Source organism: Providencia sp. PROV122 (assembly GCF_028482365.1).
Lineage (GTDB): Bacteria > Pseudomonadota > Gammaproteobacteria > Enterobacterales > Enterobacteriaceae > Providencia > Providencia stuartii.
Genome location: NZ_JAMPQI010000006.1, coordinates 25,913 through 52,737, shown reverse-complemented (window position 1 = coordinate 52,737; position 26,825 = coordinate 25,913). Strand labels below are relative to the sequence as shown.

Genomic DNA, 26,825 nt, shown 5'->3' with positions numbered 1-26,825 from the left:
GCTAATCAGAATGAAAGAGGGATTAAGGTGATTTTTGCTGCTGACATCCTCCGCACTCACCTTCTGTTTGCGCCAACATCTGTTTCTGCGCTTTCTTTTGTGCTCTACGCATTTTAAAAAAATTACTTAACATCGCTGAGCAGGTTTCTTCTAAAACCCCGCCCTTTACATCCACATAATGATTTAATCCGGGGCGCTCTAAGATATTAATAAATGAACCGCAAGCACCGGTTTTAAAGTCTCTCGCCCCATAGACTAAACGCCCTATTCGACTATGTACTAATGCGCCAGCACACATAATGCACGGCTCCAACGTTACATAAAGTGTTGTGTCTAATAATCGGTAATTACTAAGCGCACGACCACCTTGCTGTAACACCATTATTTCTGCGTGAGCTGTAGGATCATGACTTTCGATTGAACGATTCCAACCCGATGCAATTAATTGATTATCTTTCACTAATAGAGCACCAACAGGTATTTCTCCTGCATCTTGAGCATTTTTCGCCAATTCTAAAGCGCGCTTCATCCAGAACTCATCAACTTCGGCTTGTGTCACAGCAACCTCTAATCTATCTATTTAAATAGATTATACCGTAAATTATTTGAGTTGCTGTAGGGCGGTAATGAGGAAATTTATCAATCACTGCATAGAGAGGAAGTTACCGTGGTTTTGATATGCCACGATAACTGATAAATAGACAACAGTGTGAACAAGGCAAAATCTCGCCTTAATTACTAAAAATCGCTAATTTTGCAGCAAACCCCATAAAAAAGCTTCCTACTGCACAGTTACCCAATTTAGCCAATATTTGTTTTTCACGTAAAAAACGCGCGATAAGATAACCACTAAAAATCAGCAGACTAAGATAAATAAAGCTGACAAGCTCCAAAATAGACGCGAGCACCAGATATGGAACCCAAGCGTGCGAGTAATTAAAGTCAATAAATTGAATAAAAAAGGAGATATAAAATAGAATCGCTTTTGGATTAGTTAAGCTTAGGATCAACGCACGCGTAAAAATTTTCTCTGATTTAACCACCATCGGCTCAGCATCTGAACTTGCTAATTTTTTTTGCTTAAAAGTCGCATAAAGAATTTTGCAACCTAAGTACAACAGGTACGCCGCGCCTAAATACCTTACGACCATAAAAAGTGTAGGTGACGCTTTTATCACTGACGCAACCCCAATAAATGAGAGAAAAATGAGTATTGCATCACCGGTAAATACGCCTAATGCTGCCCGATACCCTGCTTGAGTACCATGAGATGTACTTGATTTTAAAACATATAATGAATTTGGTCCCGGCACTATGATGATAAAAATCAACCCTGCCATATAAGTCCAGAAATTCAAAACACCAAAACTTTCAAACATAATGAAAACCTTAACCATTTTTTTCTTATTACTATCACAATCTTAACCAGTTGTGAATATTTATAAATTCAATTATTACCATAACATTTAAAAATATGAAATAAGCTAATAATAATGATTATTTTTAAATATGCCTTATTTTCATAATATCAAAGTGCTTATAAACAATTTAACTTACTAATAAATAAAGGAGCTGATATGTCTCTGATCCAATCAGGTATTCAAGCGGGTATATTTGAACAGTTTTACCCAACCACGCTTGTCTACACTGCTGCAAAAAAAATATTCTTCTTAGGCCATACTCCTCAAGATAAGGCCTACTTTATTTATAATGTTAGTGATAAAGGGATTATTGATACAAGTGCTCCTATCCATAAAGGGAAATTAAACAGCTACCTTAGCAATCTACAATATGTACAAGATTTAACGCTGAATAAACAGTATATTTATGGTTATAATTTAGAAGAAAAGACCATTCAATTCTTTGTTGTTTTAGATAATGGCAATCTTGAAAATGTTTACGACTTTACTTTTAACGCTAACGGCATGCAAATTAGAACAGCGTCGTTCTTCGTTATCAACGGCATTTTATACTATTACTACCAGTATGAAAAATCAAAAAATTGGGAATCATTCTCTGTCGTAATTGTAAAATAATAGTGTTTGATAGCTAAAGAGTTCCTTTTAAGGATTGGTAACCCCAATCCTTTATTTTAACAGTTATCTCTTATATAAGATTAAAGCAACCACACTAAATAAGATAATTTTAGATAAGCCTTACAGTCAGCGTTTTCAATATTAATTAACACGATAAATAACAAAACCCCACCGTCTAAAATTTATAGTCACTGTAATGCCAAACCTTTAATCCATAATAAACCAATGACACATAACAAAGAACACTAAATAATACAAAAAATTGTATATCTAAAAAACAGGCTAACTTAATACAATCGACTTCGATGTGTTTATTCTATTTTTCCCTATTAAATAGAGATAGCTCATACTCTCTAAGATAATATTACTAATACACATTCTATTTAGCACATAATAATAAATGTTATCATATTGAACAATGTTTATTATCTTTGCTATGGAAATTATAGCCACGCTTATCCCTTTTCCAGTTATGCATAATAAATAATACAATTTTTTAACATAAAAAGAAGATGTTAGGTGAAATTGATAGAATTAGTATTTAATTTCCCTATTTCCGTGTAGAATTAGTCACCTCATTAGAATTATTTATGGTAACAGATTTAACTGATTGAAATGGCACTATTAATTACTAAAAAATGTATCAATTGCGATATGTGCGAACCCGAATGCCCTAATAATGCTATCTATATGGGTGACGAAATTTATGAAATCGATGCAGACCTCTGCACTGAATGTGTCGGCCACTATGATAAACCGACCTGTCAATCGGTTTGCCCTATCAACAATACGATTATCACAGACCCACAACATATTGAAACACAAGAACAATTATGGGATAAGTTTGTCATGATCCATCATGCTGATAAAATTTAGCCTATTAGCACTTTCTACCTGTTCCCTGACACTTACTCACGACCCAGCGCTATCGCTGAGTGTTGATTCCCCCCGCCGCATAACGGCGAGGTATCATCCTCTTCTTATCAAATATGCCCTCTGGATAAGAAGAGTTATTGAGCCTATTGTGTGCCAATTACACACTTTCAATAATCACCGTTGCAGCGGCATAATGGCGCTCATCCGTAATAGATACGTGAATATGCGTTACGTTCATACGCTGCGCTAGTTTTTCAGCCTCCCCCACCAATGTTAGTAGCGGTTTCCCCAAAGAATCATTACTGACTTCAAATTGGTTAAAGGCCAATCCATTACGAATTCCGGTACCGAGCGCCTTAGCTGCCGCCTCTTTAACCGCAAAACGTTTTGCTAAGAAACGAGCTGGCTGAGCTTGTTGTTGAAACTGCGCAAATTCATTTTCAGTCAATATCCGTTTCGCTAAGCTGTCAGCTGAACGTTTAATCACCGCTTCTATTCGGGCTATTTCAACAATATCCGTACCAAGACCTACGATTGCCATTAGTAACGCGCTTCTCTGAGTAGTTTTTTCATATCTGCCACCGCATTCGCTAGGCCGCTAAATAACGCTCGCCCAATAATGGCATGCCCGATATTCAATTCATAAATTTCAGGTAATAGCGCGATCCGCTGAACATTATGATAAGTTAAACCATGGCCCGCATTCACTTTTAGGCCTTTCCCTGCCGCATAAGCTACGCCATCACGAATTCGACGATATTCGATTTCTTGTTCTTGCTCCGTTTTCGCATCTGCATATGCACCTGTATGTATCTCAATAAATGGTGCACCTGCCGCTTGCGCCGCATCAATTTGAGTGTGATCAGCATCAATAAACAGGGATACTTGAATACCGGCTTCAGTCAAGCGTTTAACAGCATCAGTAATTTTGGGTAATTGCCCCGCCACATCAAGCCCCCCTTCCGTCGTGACCTCTTCACGCTTTTCAGGTACTAGGCAGCAAAATGCTGGCTTCACTCGACATGCAATGTTAATCATTTCCTCTGTCACTGCCATTTCAAGGTTCATTCTGGTTTGAATAGTCTCTTTTAGCAGCTCAATATCCCTATCAGTAATATGGCGGCGATCTTCTCGCAAATGCACAGTAATACCATCAGCTCCTGCTTGTTCTGCAACAAATGCGGCTTGTACAGGGTCAGGATACTGTGTTCCCCGTGCATTTCTCACTGTTGCGATATGATCTATGTTTACACCTAACAAAAGCTCAGCCATTTTTCACTCCCTATCATAAATACAGTCAAGTACGCTCAATGCCCCTATCCTACTGCAATTTAATATTGAGTGGGAATAAATCTCTATCGCTTCGAGCGCCTTTCCATATTTTGACGACTTTTTCAGCAAACTTATTAGATTTTGGGAAGCGGCTCGTAAAATATCGGCGTGGTGCAGATTTTGATTTGGCATACTGACCATTGTCGGTCACACTTAGCTCATGATTTTGGTGTATTACCAACAGGGGGCTTAGTAAATTGTCGGAATAGTTCGCGGCTCTTTAGCGGTTTTCCACCTAAATAGGGTTTCAAGGCTATACGAGTAAAGCGTTTAGCCGCTCTCAGTGTGTCACTGTCGGGGAATTCGCGTGCTGCCAAGGCTTTAAGGTGTTTACCAGTAAAACTAAGTTGGTCGATGACTAAACTACCAATAAAACCTTTTTCTTCTCGATAACGGTAAGTCATTGTGTCTGAAACAGGCTCGCCACTACCTGCGCAATGAAGAAAATCAACACCGTAACCAAGGTAGGATAACAAGGCTAGCTCAAATTGGCGTAACGCAGCTTCAGGTGTGTGTTCACTAGCAGCAAGTAATTGTAAGCAAGAAAGGTAATCAAAGAATAATGCTGAATACGGAGTACCAAATTCAATGACTCTCGTCACTAATTCATTGAGATATAACCCACTATAAAGTACGGTTCCCGTTAGTGGTAATGAGAGTGAAATAGGGTCTGCATGGGTTAATGTTTTAATCTCACCTTTGCCACCCCAGCGGATTAACAAAGGTGTAAAGGGCTGCAAGCAGCCCCTAAAAGGTGAACGGTTTCGGCGAGCCCCTTTTGCTAATAAGCGGATTTTGCCTTCCCCTTCAGTGAAGAAATCGACTAATAAGCTCGTTTCACTAAAGGGTCTAGAATGGAGTACAAACGCACGTTGCCAGCCACTCACAATTTCACCAATAAATTTATTTTAGGTCATCAACATAGCCTAAGCTGCGTAATGCGCGTTCATCATCCGCCCAGCCAGCTTTCACTTTAACCCACAGTTCAAGGTGTACTTTGGTATCAAACAGCTTTTCCATATCGATGCGGGCTTCCGTACCGATTGTTTTAAGCTTACTACCTTTATTACCAATCACCATTTTCTTTTGGCCTTCACGTTCAACAAGGATCAAGCCATTGATATGGTATCCCCCCCTTTCCATCATTTTGAACTGCTCAATTTCAACAGTCACAGAATAAGGAAGTTCATCACCTAAGAAACGCATCAATTTTTCACGAATGATTTCTGATGCCATAAATCGCTGAGAGCGGTCGGTAATATAATCTTCAGGGAAATGATGCTCAGCTTCAGGAATGTGCTGCTTAACAATTTTTGCAATCGTATCAACGCCTTTACCTTTTTCAGCACTAATTGGCACAACGTCCAAAAAGTTCATTTTTTGGCTGACAAAGCCAATATGCGGTAACAGCACTGTTTTATCCGTGACATTATCAATTTTGTTAATTGCTAAAATCACAGGGCAGCGAAGACCTTTTAATTTGTTGAGTACCATTTCATCGTCGTCAGTCCAATTCGTGCCTTCTACGACAAAAATAACTAGCTCAACATCCCCTATTGAACTTGAAGCTGCACGGTTCATCAAACGATTGATTGCTCGTTTTTCTTCAATATGCAGGCCTGGCGTATCCACATAGATGATTTGATATTCATCTTCAGTATGGATCCCCATAATACGGTGGCGCGTCGTTTGAGGCTTTCTCGACGTAATTGAAACTTTTTGCCCCAATAGCTGGTTTAATAGCGTTGACTTACCGACATTTGGTCGCCCAACAATAGCTACAAAGCCACAGTGGGGTAATTTTTCACTCATTCAATCTCCAAAATTTTCAATGCTTGCTCCGCAGCGGCCTGCTCAGCTTTACGTCGACTTGAACCAACCCCGTTAATAGGTTGTTCAATACCACTGACTTGGCAGTGGATAGTAAATTCCTGATCATGAGCCTCACCTTTAACTTGGACAACGATATAGTTAGGCAAAGGCAAATGACGCCCCTGTAGATATTCTTGTAGTCTCGTTTTCGGGTCCTTTTGCTTGTCACCCGGGCTGATTTCATTCAACCTAGTTTGATACCAATCTAAAATAATTTTTTCTATTGTTTGGATATCACTATCGAGAAAGATCCCCCCGATCAATGCTTCCACTGTATCAGCGAGGATAGATTCACGGCGGAAACCGCCACTTTTTAGTTCGCCTGGCCCTAAACGTAAACACTCGCCAAGCTCAAATTCACGAGCAATTTCCGCCAGTGTATTTCCGCGCACTAGCGTTGCTCTCATGCGACTCATATCTCCTTCATCCACTTTCGGGAAGCGATGATATAAATCATTTGCGATCACAAAACTTAAAATAGAATCGCCAAGGAACTCTAGGCGCTCGTTATGCTTACTGTTTGCACTGCGATGCGTAAGCGCCTGAATTAAAAGATCGTGTTGATTAAACTTATAACCAAGTTTTCGTTGCAATTGCTCAAGTAAAGAGGGGTTCATGCGCGTTCAGCCATTTCTCTGATTGACAAAAAAGCACACGCAACAGACCTGTAAAAAACAAAACTGTTGCGTTTGCACTGACTCTTAACGCTTTTATCTTTCATTTATATAATAGAACTAAGCTTAAAATTCAGCATAACACTATTAATGAATAAAATGATAAGAGTTAATTAAGAAGCCAATAAATATTAATTTAAATTATATTGTACACTGAGATAAACAATAATGCTTCGGTTTATACGGGTTTTCACACGAAAACCCGTATAAATCTACCTTATGAACCTAGTGGCCCAATTCGGCTAAAGCGAATACCTGTCGGCCATTCACCTTCTTGTTTCTCAAGACTTAGCCAGATAAATACAGCGCGACCAACCAAATTTTGTTCCGGAACAAAGCCCCACATACGGCTGTCTGAGCTGTTATCTCGGTTATCCCCCATCATGAAGTAGTGTTTCTCAGGTACAATCCACTCATTTGGCGGCATATTAGGCTGTATGTAACGAGATTCCGTAATGGCCTGACGAATAATCAAAATCTGGTGCTCGACGGTATCGAGAGTTTCACTTCTTTGATATTGACGTAATGCATTTCTTGGCAATGGTTCGTCAAGAGGAATTTCATAGTTACCTTTTTGGCTATCGACCAAAGACTCCACATTGAAAAACATGGTCCACTCACTCGGCGCTAACGGACCATATTTTATTGGAAGTTGTTTCGTACAGTTATTATCTGCGCAATTCGGATAAATTGTCAGCTCTTTAGCGTTTGGATCATAAACAATTTTATCACCCGGTAAGCCAATAACCCGTTTTACATAGTCAATTGTTGGATTTTCTGGATATTTAAATACGGCAATATCACCACGCGCAGGTTTTCCCGTTTTAATTAACGTCGTTTGCGTAATGGGATCTTTTAGACCATAAGCAAACTTCTCAACCAGCATAAAATCCCCAACCAACAACGTTGGCATCATTGACCCAGATGGAATTTGAAAGGGTTCATAAATAAATGAACGAACCACCAATACAATCGCTAATACTGGGAAAATCGAGGAGCCTGTTTCAACCCACGATGGACGGCGTACAGCTTTATCCATCTCATCTTGAGTTAATGAGCCTTGACTCACTTCCTGTATATGTTTGAGCTTTTTCTTCCGCTCAGGCGAAAATTTAAAGCGATCTAAACACCAAATAATCCCCGTAATCACTGTCGCCAGTGTTAGGATCAAGGCAAAGGTGTTAGCCATTGAGACTCCTTGTAATTTTAGTTGTCTTTACCAACATGCAAAATAGCGAGGAAAGCTTCTTGAGGTAATTCAACATTACCCACTTGCTTCATGCGCTTCTTACCTTCCTTCTGCTTCTGCAACAGTTTCTTCTTACGGCTAACATCACCACCATAACATTTAGCCAGTACGTTTTTACGCAATTGTTTAACGGTAGAGCGAGCAATAATATGGTTACCAATTGCAGCTTGGATCGCGATATCAAACTGTTGACGAGGGATTAAATCCTTCATTTTTTCAACCAATTCACGACCACGATACTGTGAGTTAGCTCGGTGAGTGATCAATGCCAAGGCATCCACACGCTCGCCGTTGATCATAACATCAACACGAACCATGTCTGACGTTTGGAAACGCTTAAATGCATAATCCAAAGAAGCATAACCACGAGATGTTGATTTCAAGCGATCGAAGAAATCCAATACCACTTCTGACATTGGAATATCATACGTTAATGAAACTTGATTACCATGATAGACCATATTTGTCTGAACGCCGCGTTTTTCCACACAAAGTGTAATAACGTTGCCAAGATACTCTTTAGGCATCAGCATGTGACATTCAGCAATTGGCTCACGCAACTCTTCGATATTATTCAATGGTGGCAACTTAGCGGGGCTATCGACATAAACGATTTCACCGTTCGTTTGCACAACTTCATACACAACGGTCGGAGCCGTGGTGATCAGATCTAAATTGTATTCACGCTCTAAGCGCTCTTGAATGATCTCCATATGCAGCAGGCCAAGGAACCCGCAACGGAATCCGAAGCCAAGAGCACTAGAGGTTTCAGGCTCATAAAAGAGTGACGCATCATTCAAGCTCAACTTGCCTAGTGCATCACGGAATGCTTCATAATCGTCTGAACTGACTGGGAATAAACCTGCATAAACTTGAGGTTTAACTTTTTTAAACCCAGGTAATGCTTTATCAGCAGGATTACGAGCGCCCGTTAAAGTATCCCCGACAGGTGCCCCTGTGATATCTTTAATCGCACACACTAACCAACCAACTTCACCGCAACTGAGAGAGTCGCGATCAATTTGTTTTGGTGTGAAAATACCAAGACGATCCGCGTTGTACACTTGGCCCGTGCTCATCACCTTAATTTTATCGCCTTTGCGTAACGTACCGTTTTTAATACGGATAAGTGATACAACACCTAAATAATTATCAAACCATGAGTCGATAATAAGCGCCTGTAAAGGTGCCTCTGCGTCACCTTCTGGCGCAGGGATAGATTGCACTAAACGCTCAATAACATCTTGAACGCCAATCCCCGTTTTTGCCGAGCAACGTACCGCATCATGCGCATCAATGCCCACAATATCTTCAATTTCTTCTGCAACGCGTTCAGGATCAGCCGCTGGTAAGTCGATTTTGTTCAACACAGGAACAACTTCAAGATCCATTTCAATCGCTGTATAGCAGTTAGCCAGCGTTTGAGCTTCAACCCCTTGCCCCGCATCAACAACGAGCAGCGCACCTTCACAGGCAGCTAATGAGCGTGATACTTCATAAGAGAAGTCAACGTGGCCTGGGGTATCGATAAAGTTCAATTGATAGGTCTCACCATCGGAGGCCTTATAATCCAGCGTCACACTTTGCGCTTTGATTGTAATTCCGCGTTCACGTTCTAAATCCATAGAGTCTAGAACCTGAGCCGCCATTTCTCTGTCCGTTAAACCACCACAAATCTGAATAATACGGTCAGACAACGTGGATTTACCATGGTCGATGTGAGCAATGATAGAAAAGTTTCTTATGTTATTGATTTTCAAGGTAATATCTTCTTTTAAATTGCCTACAAAATCAGCTCTGCATAAATAGGTACCGCAGAACTAAAATGCTATGATTATCACAAGATTACTAATTAGCTGCATTTTACATAGAAGATCTCTGTAACACAAAGGTTCAATGTAAAACAACTGTAAACTATGCAGGTTTTTGCTAGATAGGAGCGCTGAACTCGCCAAACCGCCTATCAAGCAAGGCGGTTTCACTCAGCAATCAACTTGAACTGACAGTTCGTTGGGGGGTAAGCCTATTTGTAAGATAACTGGTTGAAATGCAGTCTCATCCCGCCAATAAGAGGCGATTTTACGCGCTAAAAAGAAGCCTAAAAAGCCACCAGCGACACCAGAAAGAGCAACCCAGACTTGTTCAAACCCCGCTAATTGTACTAACGCTGCAACCAGAAATAGGCCAATCAACGGGGTTAAATAAACGAGCATAGCAGAGCGCAGCAAACTCCCTTCAGGAATTCCAACCTCCACTTTTTGCCCAACAACTAAAGGTTGCTCAATGTCAACTTCGAGCTGATGTTCGGTATTTGGCCCTATTTTACTCAATGCGTATGAACCACATGCCGCGCGCGCGCTACAGCTACCACACCCAGAAGAAGCCCCATAACGCAATAACGCCCTTCCTTGGTGCCAACGAATAACTGTTGCCCACTCTTTTATCATCATCTACTCCTGAAAACGAATGCTTGCAGCGACTTGCTGTGCCGTTGATAACGGCAGTTCACCTATTATGGTAATCACATTTTGTTTCTGAGTCATTGTATAAATTGTGCGGCGGCCATTTTGGACTGGTTGTTCTAAAGGCAAGCCTTGCTCAGCTTTAGTGACATTAACCGAAAAAGTGAATAAGCCATCACTAAATAATGCGCTCTCTACCTCATCATTTTCGGCAAGTTTACGTTTTGAACGAGAGACTTCTTCAAACCCAGGAGGTAAAAGTCCAACACGCCATTTAAATGACGGACGATTATCCTGAGGGGAGACTAGCAGCGGTGGTAAATTAATCTTACTTAAATTCACCAGAGAGTCATTCACCGTTTTGCTGTCTAGCACCGTTGAAATGACGCGAAACTGTTCTAACGTTTGGTTATTGTTATCTAAGAGATCGACCCGTAATGGCAACTTATTTTCTTCATCAATCAGAAGAACATAATTAAAACGAGAGTTATCTTTAGAAATAATGCGAATAACGAGTGAAGGCTTATCACCGATATGGGTTCGCCCCGCATCGATAAAATTATAGTACGGTTTGATTTTGTCATAATCAGCAAATAATACCGAAGGCAAATTATCGACAATATGCTTCCCATTTAAGCTGAAGGCATCAAAACCGGGTTCAAAATAACTGATCCTTTCCCCTTTTTGCACTATTTCACGCCGCGTAGAATCCATTTGGATCATTTGAGAGACAGGAACATTATTAATGATCCCATGTCGATAACGGACAGGCACGATGCTTCTGGGACTAAAGGACATAAAAGACATTTCGTAGGAAAGATTTTGGGCAGCGCTCCCCATCTCTTTAAAGAGAGCTTCGGCATCTTGTTGAGATGCCGAAGCTTGATTAGATAAAATCAGGCTGCCCGCCAGGCAGATGACGGATAACCACTTATTCATTAGCGCGCTTTAGCTCCAGCGGGTGCTGTAGTAATATCATCATTATCATGATATTGCTGATTAAGCATTGAACGTCTTTCAATTTCATATTGCTGTAGCATTGCATTTACACGCTGATTTTGTTGCTCAACTTGTTGCATTTGTTGCTCGTTACCAAAAAGTTGACCATCAGAGAAATTTAAACTCACAGGTGCGCCTGCTCCAACGGGAACGGTGTTAAACACAGGTTCATCAATCACCGATTCCGTTGAATTACTTTGATTATACTGCTGCACCCCAACGATAACAGCAAGAGATACACATGCTGCAACACCAATTTGGGTGATTTGACTTGCCCATGGACGAATTTTTTGCCAGAACGGCATCGCGCCCCATGTTGCAGGTTCAGGCTGTGACTCAACAACTACCTGAGGATTAATACGCACAACTTCATTCTCTAATGCTGCGGCGACTTTACCCGCTATGTCAAAATTGATGACATCAGGTGTGTCATTACGCAGAGTATCACGAATAAGATGATAGCTCTCCCAACGTTTTTGTAACGTTGAATCACATGAAATGGCATTTAACAGTTCTACATCTAGAACTTCGCCATCCATCATTGCGGAAAGTTTCTCTCTTTGCATGCCCGAATACCTTCAGTTAATTGCATCACAATTACAGTTTAATGCCCTGATTTCGCTATTTTTTGCACGTTATCTTGTGTTCCAAAAAACAATTCAATAAACACAAACATATTAGTGCTGCTGGATCAGTGGCTGTACTTTATTATCAATAGCTTCTCTTGCTCTAAAGATACGCGAACGCACGGTGCCTACAGGACAATCCATGATCTCGGCGATCTCTTCATAGCTTAAACCATCAAGTTCTCTGAGTGTTATTGCCATTTTTAAATCTTCAGGTAACGACTCAATGGTTCGAAAAACTACTTTCTTCAATTCATCAGACAACATTAAGTTCTCTGGGTTCGATATTTCTTTCAAAGCGCTTGCAGTTTCGTAGTTTTCTGCATCGCTTGCTTCAAGATCTGACGCGGGTGGGCGCCTATCTTGAGCGACTAAATAATTTTTAGCCGTGTTTACCGCAATACGATATAGCCAAGTATAAAAAGCACTATCACCGCGAAACGACCCTATCGCACGATAAGCTTTGATAAAAGACTCCTGAGCAACGTCAGGTACATCCGCTTGTGGTACATAACGGGAAACCAAGCTTGCAACTTTGTGCTGGTATTTTACAACCAGTAAGTTGAACGCTTTTTGATCGCCCTTTTGGACTTTTTCGACCAACATCTGGTCCGTTAGTTGCTCGCTCATTACTGGGAAAATCTCCCGCGCTCAGGCTGTAAATTTGTTAACTTGATCATGTCTCCCTTCCTAAAGCAAGCGTTACTTTGAGTAGTAAAAACAAGTGAAGTTCAATTTAATACATAAAAATAGTAAAAAATTGACAAAAAACCGTGTGACTACCGATAGAGGATCTAAGTGATCCTAATTAATTTATCGCTAATTTATACATTATTCTACGTATCACACCGCTTTATTTACCCTAAGTACCAAACCTGACTCAACCCCCTAGTAGATATACAAGGCTGAACGCTATTTCACAAATAGCATTGCCAAGCCTGATAGGCTAACATGAAACTTCCAATAGATACTATACTGTGACTGCTCTCTGCCGTAAACGGCTAGGCCTGCCACTTCTTAGGGCGCAACCGTCTGTATAACGGGTTTTATGCTGCCCCTTATGGGTAGAAACGACGAGTATATACAACATGCAAACACTTATGAACGATCCCACACAGCATTACACTGATATTCTGATTATTGGCAGCGGTGTCGCTGGGCTTTCCGCCGCTTTACGACTTGCTCCTTTTCATAAAGTTACTCTCCTAAGTAAAAGCACACTTAATGAAGGGGCTTCTTATTACGCACAAGGTGGAATTGCAGCCGTTTTCGATAATACCGACAGCATTGAATCCCATGTAGAAGATACTTTAATTGCAGGCGCAGGTATTTGTGAAAGAGAGGCCGTCGAATTTATCGCCTCGAATGCCAAAGAGTGCGTTCAGTGGTTAATTGATCAAGGCGTACTATTTGACACGGAAGTGACTGAAACAGGTGAAACCCAATATCACCTCACTCGCGAAGGTGGACACAGCCATCGCAGGATCCTTCACCATGCAGATGCAACTGGCAAAGAGGTTGAAACGACTCTCGTCAACCTCGCTTTTGCGCATCCGAATATCCATGTTAAAGAGCGCTATAATGCGGTTGATCTCATTCGCTCCGATAAGATCGGATTAGCAGGCGAAAGCCGTATTGTCGGTGCCTATGTTTGGAATCGGCAAAAAGAGCACGTTGAAACGATCCGAGCAAAAATCGTTGTTTTGGCTACAGGCGGCGCCGCAAAAGTCTATCAATACACAACAAATCCCGACATCTCTTCTGGGGATGGCATTGCGATGGCATGGCGTATTGGATGTAGTGTCGCTAACTTAGAATTCAATCAATTTCATCCAACCTGCCTCTTTCATCCGCAAGCTCGCAATTTTCTATTAACGGAAGCGTTACGTGGTGAAGGAGCCTATTTGAAACGCCCTGATGGAAGCCGTTTCATGCCCGACTATGATCCACGCTGTGAATTAGCGCCGAGAGACATTGTTGCAAGAGCGATCGATCATGAAATGAAACGCTTAGGTGCTGATTGCATGTACCTTGATATTAGCCATAAACCCGCTGATTTTATTCAAAGCCACTTTCCTACCATCTATGAAAAACTGATAACACTTGGTTTGGATCTGACGAAAGAGCCGATCCCCATTGTACCCGCAGCCCATTACACATGTGGCGGTGTCAGCGTCGATCAAAACGGTATGACCGATATCCCCAACCTTTATGCCATTGGTGAAGTCAGTTATACAGGGTTACACGGAGCCAACCGCATGGCATCTAACTCGCTGTTAGAGTGCCTCGTTTACGGATGGTCCGCCTCACAGCATATTTGCCATGCGATCACGCAGATCGAGGATATTCCCGTTCTCCCTGAATGGGATGATAGTCGTGTACACAACTCAGATGAGCAAGTTGTGATTCAACATAACTGGCATGAGCTACGCCTATTTATGTGGGATTATATGGGGATCGTACGAACCACTAAGCGTTTAGAACGCGCCTTGCGACGCATCCATTTGTTACAGCAAGAAATTCACGACTATTATGCCAATTTCCGTATTTCTAATAACTTACTTGAACTGAGAAACCTCGTCCAAGTGGCTGAATTGATGGTTCGCTGCGCTTTAGAGCGTAAAGAGAGCCGCGGGCTACACTATACGTTAGACTACCCTGATCTACTGGAGCATTCAGGCCCCACCGTACTCAAACCGTAATCTCATACCTAGCCAACCCTCGGGTTGGCTATTAATATTTCAAATAAAAATCCCGAATAAGCCGCTGAAAGTCTTCAGTATAGATGTTATTGTCTGCTTCTTTTAACACTAACGTTGAAATTTCTGGCTCAACTAATTCCCGCTTTAATCCCAACAACATACGGTGAAATGGCGTCGTTGCTTTATCTCGAATATTAACGCGATAAGCAGTAAACCAGCCATTACGATGCGCCATAAGCTCGACTTTTTCACCGACATCATAGGGTAATACAAGGCAAAATAGGCCATCTGTGGTTAAACAATCCATCGCACTATCTAATAATGCCTGATGGGTTAACGTCGCGGTATAGCGAGCTTGCTCTCGTTGTTCACTACTGCATGATACTGATGGCTCAAAATAAGGTGGATTACTGACAATCAAATCATACGCTTTTTGCCTTGATACACTAAACTGCGTTATATCTTGCTCAAAAACCTGTAGCCTCTCTCCCCACTTTGACTCAGCGAAATTCTCCTGTGCCTGTTGAGCCGCTGCTTTATCTAGTTCAACAGCATCAACGGTCATTTGCTGATTGCGTTGTGCGAGCATTAGCGCAATGAGTCCACTGCCGCTCCCTATATCTAACGCCTTTTTAGCCTGCTGAACAGGTGCCCATGCGCCAAGTAATACTCCATCGGTTCCGACTTTCATAGCGCAACGGTCATGACCAACAAAAAACTGCTTAAAGGTAAAACCACCTTTGCGATAGCTTTTTTTCACGTTATTCAACCACTCTAAATCGTATATTAATCAATCAATCTTTCATTATGTGACAATTTAAGAATGCAAATTTTACACTTTTTCTACAAAATAATTCTCACATTATGAGAATATTATTTGAGCATCAAAATTTTTACTGCTAAGTTCGAAAAAAAGGGGATACCATGAACAGTATTAACAGGACATTGAATATTTTATCTTACATCACTGCAAGCGCGGCTCCGGTAACTCCGCAAGTGATTTCTAACGCATTAAATATTCCAGTTTCTACTGTTTATCGATTATTAGCCATTCTCATAAATTGGGAATTTGTGACCCATGCAAAACAATATGGCACTTACACTGTTGGTGCGCAGAGTATCAAAACTCAAGAAAAATACTATCACCACAGTTTACTCATGAATTCATCCCAACTAGAACTCCAAGCTCTGAGTAAAAAGACCCAAGAAACGGTCGCTATTATTACATCAAACCTATGTGAAACTATCTGTGTTGACATGATTGAGAGTTCACAAGCCTTACGCTGCTCTTTTGTCATTGGCCGTGGTAATACTCTAATTAAAGGCGCTAGCGCGAAAACCTTGCTCGCCTTTCGAGATGAAGACTACCAATCATTAGTATTTGAAACTCATAAAGAACAGTTACCCTCCCCTGAAAGTATAACGCAATTAAAAAATGCACTGATGCAAATCCGCCTGCAAGGATATGGCGTTTCATGCAGTGAAATAGATGAAGGAGTCTTAGGCGTTTCAGCCCCTATTTTTAAAGGAAACGATGTGATTGCCGTCGTCTCTGTGATGGCACCTGAATTTCGTTCAACCCATCGAGTTGACGAGTTTATCTCTGAGACCTGCAAAGCAGCTCATAACATGACTAAACTAATTAATATGGAGTAATTATGGCAGCACCTTTTATCTGGCAAGGCCGTACTGATGGTGATACTGAGGAGCACCTACGTATCCATCAAGTCATGAATAAAAATACCCCTGCACAGTTTGCTTTAATTGGTTTTGCATCTGACGAAGGCGTTAGGCGCAATAAAGGACGGCTCGGTGCCAAAGCAGGACCTGATGCAATCCGTCAGCAGTTAGCTGGCCTTCCGATACATCACCCCTTGTCCATCCGTGATGCCGGCACTGTTCGCTGTGACGATGGCGATTTAGAAGCAGCGCAACGTCGTCTTTCGGATGAACTTATCAATATTTTATCATCAAATCAGACCCCCATTGTTTTAGGTGGCGGTCATGAAGTGGCTTTTGCCAGCTTTCAAGGACTGTTTGACTTCATCGCTCAAACCCAGCCTACAAAAACAATAGGTATCATTAATTTTGATGCGCATTTTGATTTACGAACGGCACCTGAAGCCACTTCCGGCACACCTTTTTTACAATCGGCACACTTATGCCAGCAGCATCATCGCCCATTTAATTATCTCTGTTTAGGTATTGCTGATCATGGTAATACGAAAGTGTTATTTGATACGGCGGATAAATTAGGTTGCCAATATATTCGTGATAAAGAACTAAATCACAGTCAATTACCTAAGGCCATAGAGCGGCTTCAACAGTTTATTAATAACGTCGATTATTTATATGTAACCGTTGATCTGGATGTCTTTTCTGCCGCAATTGCGCCTGGAGTCAGCGCTCCCGCAGCGAAAGGGATCACTACTGAGATCTTTGATGAACTGTTTTCGATGATTAAAGCCAGCAACAAAATTGCACTCTTTGATATTGCAGAGTGCAACCCAGAATTCGATATCGATAATCATACTTCAAAATTAGCAGCTTATTTGATTTACCAATTTTTATTCTAATAAACACAATAACGCGACTGATAAATCGCCCGTCGACTCAATTTGTAGCGATATAACAATAACAGTATTTGAAAAAGTACTGACAAAAAATAAAGCGGCAATGATAGATCTCTAGCATGTTCTTCTTTAGTTAATCAGCTAAGTAGAAATAGGCTTTGGGATTTCAAAACTGTCGCTAGGCAGCGTACAAGCAACCTTTAAAGTATCAATAAGGGTGCGGTTAGCCGCTAAAGACGACAAATTGCGAAAGCGGGCACACCGGGAAAATTATATGACATTACAACTAGACACATTATCTACACTCCTGCTTACTGTATTGTGCCTGCTTATGGGCATCCATTTAAAAAAACGTATCGAATGGCTACAACGTTTTTGTATCCCATCCCCAGTAATTGGTGGCTTCTTAGTAAGCCTGATTATTTGGGGGCTAAAATCCTTTAATTTAGCTGAAATCCAATTTGACACGAGTTTGCAAACCTTCTTAATGGTTGCCTTCTTTACCACGATTGGTATTGATGGCAGCTTTCGCATTCTCAAAAACGGCGGTAAGCTCCTGTTTATTTATCTGTTTATTTGCTGGTTTACAGTGATCTTCCAAGATACGTTTGGTGCCGGACTGGCGCATTTATTAGGCATTGACCCAGTCATTGGCGTTATGGCAGGTGGTGTTTCATTAACAGGAGGCCATGGCGGTGCTGCTGCATTTGGTCAAATGGCAGAAGGCTTAGGTGTGCAGTCCGCGACGGTTGCGGCGATTGCAGCGGCAACTTTTGGTTTAATCACCGGTAGCCTACTAGGCGGCCCCATTGCCTCTTTCCTGATTAAAAAATATAAGGTGACCATCCAAGCAGATGAGTCAGTGCAAAGCCCAAAAGTAACAGAAACCATTGCAGGTAAGATTGAGTCCATTGACGCCCATGCCTTTTTGAAAATGCTCGCTTTGGTACTCGGGATCATGGTAATTGGTCAATTCGCATCTGCACAATTTACCAAAGCAACGGGCTTCTCTTTGCCTAGCTATGTCGGTGCTATGATTATTGCGATTATTATTCGTAATATTAATGACCAAGTTAACCTATTTAAAATCAACCAAAAATCTGTTGATTTAATTTCTGAGGTCTCTCTCGGCCTATTCTTAACCATGGCAATGATGTCGCTAAAAATTTGGGAGCTCAAAGACGTTGCCTTACCACTCTTTATTATTCTATTCGCCCAAGTGGTTGTCCTCGTTCTATTGGTTGTATTCGTGATCTTTAAACTTTTAGGCAAAGATTACGATGCCGCTGTTATGTGTGCTGGATTAATGGGGCATGGATTAGGAGCGACACCTAATGCAATGGCAAATATGTCCTCTGTGTGCGAACGCTATAAACATGTCTCAATGAAAGCGTTCATGATCGTTCCGCTAAGTGGTGCTGTTTTAATTGATTTAGTTGGTATCCCTTATCATACTTGGTTAATTAATATCCTCAGCTAACCCCCATCGCGTGCTTTTCACCTCGGAAAAGCACGCTTTCTGGCAATATCACTGCCCGTTGAAACTTAAAACAGGTACACTTTGCTAAAAGATCGATATTTTCTGATGAACAATTTGGCTAACCTGTTTATAATCAGCGCCCCAAATAGAGGTATATCATGACTGCAACCACATTTACTGAACTTGAACTCGATGAAAGCCTGATCAACGCGCTGGCAGACAAAGGCTATGAACGCCCAACTGCAATTCAGGCTGCCGCTATCCCTGCCGCAATGGATGGGCGTGACGTTTTAGGTTCAGCCCCTACTGGTACGGGTAAAACCGCCGCATTTTTGCTGCCAGCCATCCAACACTTACTTGACTTTCCAAGGAAAAAGTCCGGTCCTCCGCGAGTGCTGATATTAACACCAACGCGTGAGCTAGCCATGCAGGTTGCAGACCAAGCAAAAGAGTTATGTGCACATAACCATCTCGATATCGCTACGATTACAGGCGGTGTCGCGTATATGAACCATGCTGAAGTTTTTAGCGAAAACCAAGATATTGTTGTCGCGACAACAGGCCGCTTGCTTCAATACATCAAAGAAGAAAATTTTGACTGTCGCGCCGTTGAAATCCTGATCCTTGATGAAGCTGATCGCATGCTCGACATGGGCTTTGCCAATGACATTGAAACAATTGCAGGTGAAACACGCTGGCGTAAACAAACTATGCTGTTCTCTGCTACCCTTGAAGGCGAAGCTATTCGTGATTTTTCTGAACGACTGCTAGAAGATCCTGTTGAAATTGATGCCGAATCGTCTCGTCGCGAACGTAAAAAAATACAACAGTTTTACTATCGTGCCGATAATTTAGAACACAAAACAGCCTTGTTGTGCCATCTGCTAAAACAAGAGGATGTGACTAAATCCATTGTTTTTGTTCGTAAGCGTGAGCGTGTCCGTGAAGTCGTACAATGGTTACGAGATGCAGGTATTGAGTCTTGTTATCTTGAAGGAGAAATGGCTCAAGCGAAACGTAATGAAGCCGTTCGTCGTTTAGTGACAGGGCAAGTCAAAGTACTCGTAGCGACCGATGTTGCATCGCGAGGACTTGATATCGATAATGTCAGTCATGTCTTTAACTTTGACATGTCGCGCACCGCTGATGTGTATCTCCACCGTATTGGTCGTACCGGTCGTGCAGGCCGCAAAGGCACCGCTATTTCACTGATAGAAGCTCATGACTATCCGCTGTTCGGTAAAGTCAGCCGTTATATTGAAGACTCCATTAAAATGCGAGTCATCGATAGTCTACGCCCAAGCACCAAAGCACCTTCAGAATCTATGATGAATAAACCAAAACCATCTAAGAAAGTGCTCGCAAAACGTAAAGAGAAAAAGAAAAAAGAAGAAGAGTCCAAAAAGAAAACCAAAGTTCGTCATCGTGACAAAAAGAACATTGGCAAACGCCGTAAACCAAATTCCTCTTCTACGGCACCAACTCGCGATAACGCTGAATAATGCAACTAACGGGCTACGGCCCGTTTTTTATTGCATCATTATCATCTGCAATTTTTCACGCATTCTTTTTCCTTGCGCAGATAACATATCCACTTTAATCATATGGTTTACTAAGACATCACGGCAATCATACCCCTGATAGTTTTTAATACGCCAATCAGCGCCTTGGCTCAGCAAAAACTCAGCAACTGATAACGCATGGCTCCCTAGTGCATCATGTAACGATGTGTTACCTAAATCATCTACTGCGTTGATTTCTACCCCTTCAGCTAATAAAACTTCCAGTTGCTCTAACCTTCCTGACTGCGCCGCTAAATGCAAATAAGTGCGATTTTGTGGCAATGACGTTTTTCTGATTTCATCTGTATAAGCAGAACTCAGAAGAATTTTCATAAAGCGAGGATCAGTCGAACGAACGGCATACCCTAGTAGCTCATTAAAATTCGCTGGTTTATTTCTCATTGAAAGCAAGGTAGAAAATTCAGTCACATTGCCTTGCTTAATACTGTTTTCACAGCTGTTTTGCCAATCTGCCAGAGTGCTGTCATGACTCAATGCAAAATTGCAGCTAAATTCTTCTAACTGTGTATTAAAATCATCATTAACCATCGCCTGTTTATTTACCCACGGTGTAAAATGACACATCATTTTGAGAATTTTTGGCATCGTATGGGCGATAAAGTTACGTGTTAACAGACGATGAGGGAGCCAATCCCGCCACGTTTTTTCCCCTTTATAGTAATCCAACACAATTTTGTTACCTAAGGCGGGAGGAAATGGCATCACTGACTGCAACAAATCTAACCAATCATAACGAACCACATAAAAGCGAACGAGACCATCCTTTGCCACTTGTTTTGCGGTGTCGTAATCCATACCAATCTGCTTGATAGTATTTGCAGAAACACCAGCAGAGCTAAAGGCGATGCAAGGTGTCTGGCTTGCAAGAGCTGCAAATGTGGCTAATCCGCCGCCTAAAGAGTGACCTATACAAATCATATTCCCTTTAGAGACCCGATGTAGAATGTTGGTTAAATTTACCGCTTGAAAATATTGCGGTTCAAAGTAGCCCAGCCCTTGTCGTAAATCAGCATAGAAATCAACGAGTTCATCAGAACCAGCAAAACTAATAATATACAAATCATTAAAGCGACAAATATTAGCTTCAAAACCTGTTGATTTATCGCGTAGTAAGCTTGGAGCAATGCCAATTTCTTTGAGTTGCAGAGCATTAAGGCGCTCAACACCATGCAGATTTTTCCAATCTTTAAGATAGACCCCATAAGCAATTAACCCAATAAGATAATCATGCGATTGAGCATGTGGGCCTAAAAGTTGCGTTGGCGATAGCGTCTGCGTCCATTGATTTTGTTCAGAGCACAATGCCAATACACCACTTTTTCTCTGATAGATATTAATGCTTTCTTTAATTAACGATATTTCATTTAATGAGTTAGTTTGGATACTCTGATTGATAGAAGACATAGACTCTCCCCATTGAAGATGTGATAAGGGAGATCATTAAAGGCGAAATTTCAGCAGGGAAAAAGAATGTACTTTATTAGAGAAGAATAAAAAAGCCATTGAATTCAATGGCTTTTTGAATTAATTTTAAACTAATACTTCTACCTTGAACAATACAACAATTACAGGCTTTCAGTAAAAGTACGAGTGATCACGTCACGTTGTTGTTCTGGTGTCAGAGAGTTAAAACGCACTGCATAACCAGAAACACGAATTGTTAACTGTGGATATTTTTCAGGGTTTTTCACCGCATCTTCTAAGGTTTCACGGCTTAAAACGTTGACATTCAGGTGTTGACCACCTTCAACACGGACTGTTGGCTTAACTTCTAAAGGTACTTCACGGTACTCAAAAGCACCTAACTCATCCTTAGCAACAATTTGTCCTTCGTTATAATCTGCTTTTGCACAAACACAACGCGCTTCATTTTTCTCTTCATCAAGTAACCAAAAAGAGTTCAATAGCGCTGCATTGTCAGTTTTAGTAATTTGAATACCAGTAATCATGTCGACCTCCACGTTCGGGTAGGATTGGGATCAATCCACTCATTTGACTGCCAATAAAATATTTGGTCTAACCAATGTTTCTACACACTATATACCAGCTAGAACCCTCAGCTTCTTTGATATTTATCAACAATTTCAAGGGGTAATTAACCGTCATTCACCCAACACTATGTTTTAAATCAATTTTTATTATTTATAAAAATCAATTTTTTTAGTTATTTTTAAAAAATTTTTTAATCAAATAGACAAAAGCTCGCCTTTATCTCTTGGGTCTTAAACTGTAAGCTTATAGACATAATTTGTTTGTTATAGGAATTTTCATGTCAAACACACCTACTTGGCACGACGTCATTGGCTCAGAAAAAACACAGGCTTATTTTAAAGACACGCTTGCCTATGTGGCGAACGAACGTCAAAAAGGAAAAATTATTTATCCCCCACAGCAAGATGTGTTTAACGCCTTTAGATATACCGAGCTTGCCGATGTTAAAGTCGTCATTTTGGGTCAAGATCCTTATCATGGTCCGGGTCAAGCCCATGGCTTATCTTTTTCGGTTCTTCCGGGAATTAAGCCCCCTCCCTCATTGGTCAATATGTACAAAGAGTTAGAAAATGACATCCCTGGGTTTAAACGCCCCAATCATGGCTATCTGCTGAGTTGGGCGCAACAAGGGGTGCTCTTGTTAAATACAGTATTAACCGTAGAGCAAGGCAATGCGCACTCTCATGCCCATTTAGGGTGGGAAACTTTTACAGATAAAGTGATTGCTGCCATTAATGAACATAGAGAAGGCGTTGTTTTCTTGTTGTGGGGTTCACATGCCCAAAAGAAAGGCCGTATCATTGATACTAAGCGCCATCATGTACTAAAAGCCCCTCACCCATCGCCGTTGTCAGCTCACCGGGGTTTTTTAGGTTGTGGGCACTTCTCACAAACGAATCAACTATTGCAGCAGCAAGGGCTTGAAGCCATCGATTGGACGCCTGTTATCGAAGCTTAACTTTTTTGAGTAACAAAAAAACCGGGTCGCTATTGCTCACCCGGTTTCAATTTAGTTATGCGTTAATTACTTAGAAACGATAACCATTGCAGGTCTTAATAAGCGACCGTTTAAAAGATAACCTTTTTGCATCACATCAATCACTTGGTTTGGTTGATGGTCAGGCGATTCAACCATTGTCATTGCTTGATGGACTTCAGGGTTAAAGGCCACATTGGACTCACCAACGACTTCAATACCAAATTTCCCGACAGCACTTAAAAAGGTTTTAAGAGTTAAATCTAAGCCTTCTAACATTGCTTTTGATGTTTCGCTTTCATGATCAGCGGCATCAATAGCACGTTCTAAGTTATCAATCACGGGTAACAACTCATTTGAAAACTTTTCAAGCGCAAATTTATGCGCTTTTTCAATATCTTGTTCCGTACGACGACGGATATTTTCAATTTCAGCATGTGCACGTAGCATCGCTTCGCGCTCCACTTTTTGTGACGCTGCGAGTTGTTCTTCAAGCTCAGCAATACGCGCTGCTAACGCTTGTACTTCTGCCTGTGGATCCGCCTGCTGCGCTTCTTGCTCTTGCTCTAACTCCGACTTTTGCTCTTCATTTAGCTCAGGGGCTTGCTCATCATGCATGTTTTGTTCTTTACTACTCATGAATTTCTCCGCGTATTTAGCATTAATCCCATTTATTAGAGTATTATGGGGATATAAAACAGGGATTCAAGGGACGTCACGCAATGAGAGGCCAAAAAATTATGCGTAAGGGTAATAACACGCAAAAAACAAATTTTCGAACTATCGGTATTGTGGGGCATCCACGTCATCCCGAAGCTTTAGCGACCCATGAATTAATCTATAATTGGCTATTATCTAAAAATTATCATGCCATTATTGATAAACAAGTGGCCAAAGATTTAAAACTACAAAATGCGAACACAGGTAACCTTACAGAGATTGGTCAACAGGCTGATTTAGTTATTGTTGTTGGCGGTGACGGCAACATGCTAGGGGCTGCTAGAATTCTATCTCGCTACAATAATAAAGTGATTGGTGTTAACCGCGGGAACCTTGGATTTCTCACTGATCTTGACCCTGATAATGCTTTACAGCAATTATCTCGCGTGTTGGATGGCGAATATCATGAAGAACAACGTTTTTTGCTGGAAGCACAAGTAATAAAACCGAATCAGAAAGCACGAAAAAGTAGCGCAATTAATGAGGTGGTATTACACCCCGGTAAAGTCGCTCATATGATTGAATTCGAAGTGTACATTGATGATCGTTTTGCCTTTTCACAACGCTCTGATGGGTTAATTATCGCCACTCCGACAGGCTCGACAGCCTATTCACTCTCTGCTGGAGGGCCAATTCTCACACCAAATCTTGATGCAATTGTACTCGTCCCTATGTTCCCACATACGCTCTCTTCACGCCCATTAGTGATCAGCAGTGATAGTCGTATTCGCCTGAAATTTTTACGCAGTAATATTGATTATGAAGTGAGCTGTGATAGCCAAATCATGCTTCCTATACAAGATGGTGAAGAAGTCGTCATACAGCGTAGTAATAAAAGTTTAAATCTTATTCACCCAAAAGATTATAACTATTTCAATACGTTAAGCTCAAAATTAGGTTGGGCCAAAAAAACTTTCTAATTTTTTTCATCTGCCTCTTTACTGTATAAAAAAACAGGATACACTGTATACAAACACAGGTGTGTATTTTCACAGGAGAGCGCAGATGCTTACCCAACTTACCATTAATAATTTTGCTATCGTTCGTGATCTGGAAATCGATTTTCGTAGCGGTATGACCACAATTACAGGTGAAACTGGTGCAGGTAAATCTATCGCTATTGATGCACTTGGTCTCTGCTTAGGTAGCCGCGGCGATGCCAATATGGTACGTCCCGGCGCACAACGCGCTGACTTATGTGCACGCTTCTCCTTAGTGGATGCAGATATGGCTGCCAAGTGGCTCATTGAACATGAACTTGATAATCAAAGTGAATGTCTTTTACGGCGTACCATTACGTTAGATGGCCGTTCACGTGGTTTTATTAATGGTACAGCGGTGCCACTTTCACAGCTTCGTGAACTGGGCGCTCTGCTTATCCAAATCCATGGACAACACGCACATCAGCTTTTACTCGATAATAACCATCAGAAATCACTGCTGGATGCCTATGCCAATCAACAAGAGCGTCTCTTACAAATGAAACACGCATGGCAAAAGTGGCATGATTCATGCCAACAGCTCGCCATGTTTCAAAAACAGATGCAAGAGCGTGAGTCGCGTCAACAGTTGCTTGATTATCATTTAAAAGAATTAGCTGAGTTTTCACCTGTTCAAGGTGAATTTGAAAGTATTGAGCAGGAATATAAGCAACTCGCTAATTACGGGCAGTTTTTAACGCTTGGGCAAAATGCCATGCAAATTATGTCCGAGAGTGATGATGCTAATATTTTGAGTTTACTCAACAGCGCCAAGCATGAATTAGCCGAGCTAGCATCCCTTGATACTAAATTTTCTAGTCTACTCGATATGCTAGAAGAAGCATCTATTCAAGTCAGCGAGGCAAGCGATGAGTTAAGGCATTATTGTGATCAGTATGAATTGGATCCTAATCGCTTGTATGAACTTGAACAGCGTATATCAAAACAAATTAGCCTTGCTCGTAAACATCATATTATGCCAGAGGCATTACCTGAGCTTTATCAGCAGTTATTAGACGAACAAGAAAAAATAGCCAACCAAAATGAAGATTGTGAAATGCTAAGTGAGCAAGTTCACCAAGATCATCAACATGCGATGGCTTGTGCTCAAGAGCTGCACCAAATCCGTTTAGAGTATGCTCAAGAACTGAGTCAACTGATCACTAATAGTATGCATCAACTTTCTATGCCTCATGGTCGGTTTACTATTGATGTTAAGTTTACCCCTGAGCATCTACAGCCAGATGGGGCAAGCAAGGTGGAGTTCAATGTCACAACAAACCCAGGGCAACCACATCAAGCACTTGCTAAAGTTGCTTCTGGAGGTGAATTATCACGTATCGCATTGGCTATTCAGGTGATCACAGCGAAAAAAATGGATACACCAGCACTGATTTTTGATGAAGTCGATGTCGGTATTAGCGGCCCAACGGCTGCTATTGTTGGGCGATTACTCCGTGAATTAGGTGAATCAACCCAAGTCATGTGTGTAACACATCTACCCCAAGTTGCAGGCTGTGGGCACCATCATTTTTATGTCAGTAAAGAAACGAACGGCATAGAAACCGAGACACATATGCAATTACTTGATAAAAAATCACGTTTACAAGAACTTGCACGTTTATTAGCAGGCAGTGAAGTGACCAAAAACACATTGGCAAATGCAAAAGAGTTACTTGCCGCATAAATTTTG

The 26,825-nt window shown here is 41.3% G+C and carries 27 protein-coding genes; 10 read left to right on the top strand and 17 right to left on the bottom strand.

What is annotated here, in order from left to right; translation table 11 throughout:
* Positions 1–22 precede the first annotated feature (22 nt).
* Complete coding sequence (gene tadA / locus PSE69_RS05185) at positions 23–559, bottom strand: tRNA adenosine(34) deaminase TadA (protein WP_004921454.1); 537 nt, start codon at positions 557–559, stop codon at positions 23–25.
* 172 nt (positions 560–731) lie between these two features.
* Positions 732–1,379, bottom strand: a complete 648-nt coding sequence (gene leuE / locus PSE69_RS05180; protein WP_072502418.1) for a leucine efflux protein LeuE — start codon at positions 1,377–1,379, stop codon at positions 732–734.
* A 198-nt stretch (positions 1,380–1,577) separates the two neighbouring features.
* On the opposite strand from leuE, the gene PSE69_RS05175 reads away from it, so the two are divergent.
* Positions 1,578–2,036 (top strand): hypothetical protein, encoded by a 459-nt coding sequence (locus PSE69_RS05175; protein WP_004921460.1) that lies wholly within the window; start codon positions 1,578–1,580, stop codon positions 2,034–2,036.
* Positions 2,037–2,651: 615 nt separating this feature from the next.
* On the top strand, positions 2,652–2,912 hold the full coding sequence (locus PSE69_RS05170; protein WP_004921463.1) for a YfhL family 4Fe-4S dicluster ferredoxin: 261 nt from the start codon (positions 2,652–2,654) through the stop codon (positions 2,910–2,912).
* A 157-nt stretch (positions 2,913–3,069) separates the two neighbouring features.
* Here the strand turns inward: PSE69_RS05170 and acpS are convergent, their stop codons facing one another.
* The 11 genes from acpS to rpoE form a co-directional block, all read right to left on the bottom strand.
* A complete protein-coding gene (acpS, locus tag PSE69_RS05165; protein ID WP_004921465.1) occupies positions 3,070–3,453 on the bottom strand; it encodes a holo-ACP synthase in 384 nt (127 codons plus the stop codon).
* Positions 3,453–4,184: a pyridoxine 5'-phosphate synthase gene (pdxJ, locus tag PSE69_RS05160; protein WP_004921469.1), complete on the bottom strand. Its 732-nt coding sequence runs from the start codon at positions 4,182–4,184 to the stop codon at positions 3,453–3,455. Before pdxJ ends, acpS begins: the two co-directional genes overlap by 1 nt.
* Positions 4,185–4,402: 218 nt before the next feature.
* A complete protein-coding gene (recO, locus tag PSE69_RS05155; protein ID WP_004921473.1) occupies positions 4,403–5,131 on the bottom strand; it encodes a DNA repair protein RecO in 729 nt (242 codons plus the stop codon).
* 16 nt (positions 5,132–5,147) lie between these two features.
* Positions 5,148–6,056 carry a GTPase Era gene (gene era / locus PSE69_RS05150; protein WP_004921475.1) on the bottom strand — a complete coding sequence of 303 codons (909 nt, stop codon included), beginning with the start codon at positions 6,054–6,056 and terminating at the stop codon, positions 5,148–5,150.
* Entirely contained in the window at positions 6,053–6,733 is a 681-nt protein-coding gene (rnc, locus tag PSE69_RS05145) for a ribonuclease III (protein ID WP_004921478.1), read from the bottom strand. The genes era and rnc overlap by 4 nt, the downstream gene beginning before the upstream one ends.
* Positions 6,734–7,007: 274 nt before the next feature.
* Complete coding sequence (lepB, locus tag PSE69_RS05140) at positions 7,008–7,979, bottom strand: signal peptidase I (RefSeq protein ID WP_004921482.1); 972 nt, start codon at positions 7,977–7,979, stop codon at positions 7,008–7,010.
* Positions 7,980–7,996: 17 nt separating this feature from the next.
* Positions 7,997–9,793 carry a translation elongation factor 4 gene (lepA, locus tag PSE69_RS05135; protein ID WP_036943946.1) on the bottom strand — a complete coding sequence of 599 codons (1,797 nt, stop codon included), beginning with the start codon at positions 9,791–9,793 and terminating at the stop codon, positions 7,997–7,999.
* 228 nt (positions 9,794–10,021) lie between these two features.
* Complete coding sequence (gene rseC, locus PSE69_RS05130) at positions 10,022–10,486, bottom strand: SoxR-reducing system protein RseC (protein WP_014656334.1); 465 nt, start codon at positions 10,484–10,486, stop codon at positions 10,022–10,024.
* A gap of 3 nt (positions 10,487–10,489) precedes the next feature.
* Positions 10,490–11,440 carry a sigma-E factor regulatory protein RseB gene (gene rseB / locus PSE69_RS05125; protein ID WP_004921489.1) on the bottom strand — a complete coding sequence of 317 codons (951 nt, stop codon included), beginning with the start codon at positions 11,438–11,440 and terminating at the stop codon, positions 10,490–10,492.
* The gene (gene rseA / locus PSE69_RS05120) at positions 11,440–12,066 is read right to left on the bottom strand and encodes an anti-sigma-E factor RseA (protein WP_014656335.1); all 627 of its coding nucleotides are present in this window, start codon (positions 12,064–12,066) and stop codon (positions 11,440–11,442) included. Before rseA ends, rseB begins: the two co-directional genes overlap by 1 nt.
* Positions 12,067–12,177: 111 nt before the next feature.
* Positions 12,178–12,756, bottom strand: coding sequence for an RNA polymerase sigma factor RpoE (gene rpoE / locus PSE69_RS05115; protein ID WP_004921494.1), 579 nt, complete (start codon positions 12,754–12,756; stop codon positions 12,178–12,180).
* A gap of 470 nt (positions 12,757–13,226) precedes the next feature.
* Here rpoE and nadB point away from each other — a divergent pair, with 470 nt between their 5' ends.
* Positions 13,227–14,828 carry an L-aspartate oxidase gene (nadB, locus tag PSE69_RS05110; protein ID WP_014656336.1) on the top strand — a complete coding sequence of 534 codons (1,602 nt, stop codon included), beginning with the start codon at positions 13,227–13,229 and terminating at the stop codon, positions 14,826–14,828.
* A gap of 31 nt (positions 14,829–14,859) precedes the next feature.
* On the opposite strand, the gene trmN is transcribed toward nadB, so the two are convergent.
* Complete coding sequence (gene trmN, locus PSE69_RS05105) at positions 14,860–15,588, bottom strand: tRNA(1)(Val) (adenine(37)-N(6))-methyltransferase TrmN (protein WP_014656337.1); 729 nt, start codon at positions 15,586–15,588, stop codon at positions 14,860–14,862.
* A 164-nt stretch (positions 15,589–15,752) separates the two neighbouring features.
* On the opposite strand from trmN, the gene PSE69_RS05100 reads away from it, so the two are divergent.
* The 4 genes from PSE69_RS05100 (at position 15,753) to srmB (ending at position 20,383) form a co-directional block, all read left to right on the top strand.
* Entirely contained in the window at positions 15,753–16,484 is a 732-nt protein-coding gene (locus tag PSE69_RS05100) for an IclR family transcriptional regulator (protein WP_014656338.1), read from the top strand.
* 2 nt (positions 16,485–16,486) lie between these two features.
* Positions 16,487–17,404, top strand: a complete 918-nt coding sequence (gene hutG, locus PSE69_RS05095; RefSeq protein ID WP_014656339.1) for a formimidoylglutamase — start codon at positions 16,487–16,489, stop codon at positions 17,402–17,404.
* A gap of 271 nt (positions 17,405–17,675) precedes the next feature.
* Positions 17,676–18,881: a sodium/glutamate symporter gene (gltS, locus tag PSE69_RS05090; protein WP_014656340.1), complete on the top strand. Its 1,206-nt coding sequence runs from the start codon at positions 17,676–17,678 to the stop codon at positions 18,879–18,881.
* Between the two features lie 158 nt (positions 18,882–19,039).
* The gene (srmB, locus tag PSE69_RS05085; protein WP_014656341.1) at positions 19,040–20,383 is read left to right on the top strand and encodes an ATP-dependent RNA helicase SrmB; all 1,344 of its coding nucleotides are present in this window, start codon (positions 19,040–19,042) and stop codon (positions 20,381–20,383) included.
* Positions 20,384–20,410: 27 nt separating this feature from the next.
* Here the strand turns inward: srmB and PSE69_RS05080 are convergent, their stop codons facing one another.
* Positions 20,411–21,868, bottom strand: coding sequence for an ankyrin repeat domain-containing protein (locus PSE69_RS05080; protein ID WP_053110549.1), 1,458 nt, complete (start codon positions 21,866–21,868; stop codon positions 20,411–20,413).
* Positions 21,869–22,029: 161 nt separating this feature from the next.
* Positions 22,030–22,413, bottom strand: coding sequence for an autonomous glycyl radical cofactor GrcA (grcA, locus tag PSE69_RS05075; RefSeq protein ID WP_004921525.1), 384 nt, complete (start codon positions 22,411–22,413; stop codon positions 22,030–22,032).
* 320 nt (positions 22,414–22,733) lie between these two features.
* On the opposite strand from grcA, the gene ung reads away from it, so the two are divergent.
* A complete protein-coding gene (gene ung / locus PSE69_RS05070; RefSeq protein WP_004921528.1) occupies positions 22,734–23,414 on the top strand; it encodes a uracil-DNA glycosylase in 681 nt (226 codons plus the stop codon).
* 66 nt (positions 23,415–23,480) lie between these two features.
* On the opposite strand, the gene grpE is transcribed toward ung, so the two are convergent.
* A complete protein-coding gene (gene grpE / locus PSE69_RS05065; RefSeq protein ID WP_004921530.1) occupies positions 23,481–24,071 on the bottom strand; it encodes a nucleotide exchange factor GrpE in 591 nt (196 codons plus the stop codon).
* A gap of 101 nt (positions 24,072–24,172) precedes the next feature.
* On the opposite strand from grpE, the gene nadK reads away from it, so the two are divergent.
* Together nadK and recN are read left to right on the top strand one after the other, a co-directional pair.
* Entirely contained in the window at positions 24,173–25,072 is a 900-nt protein-coding gene (nadK, locus tag PSE69_RS05060) for an NAD(+) kinase (protein ID WP_040133505.1), read from the top strand.
* Between the two features lie 85 nt (positions 25,073–25,157).
* Positions 25,158–26,819: a DNA repair protein RecN gene (gene recN, locus PSE69_RS05055; RefSeq protein WP_040133321.1), complete on the top strand. Its 1,662-nt coding sequence runs from the start codon at positions 25,158–25,160 to the stop codon at positions 26,817–26,819.
* Positions 26,820–26,825: the final 6 nt, after the last annotated feature.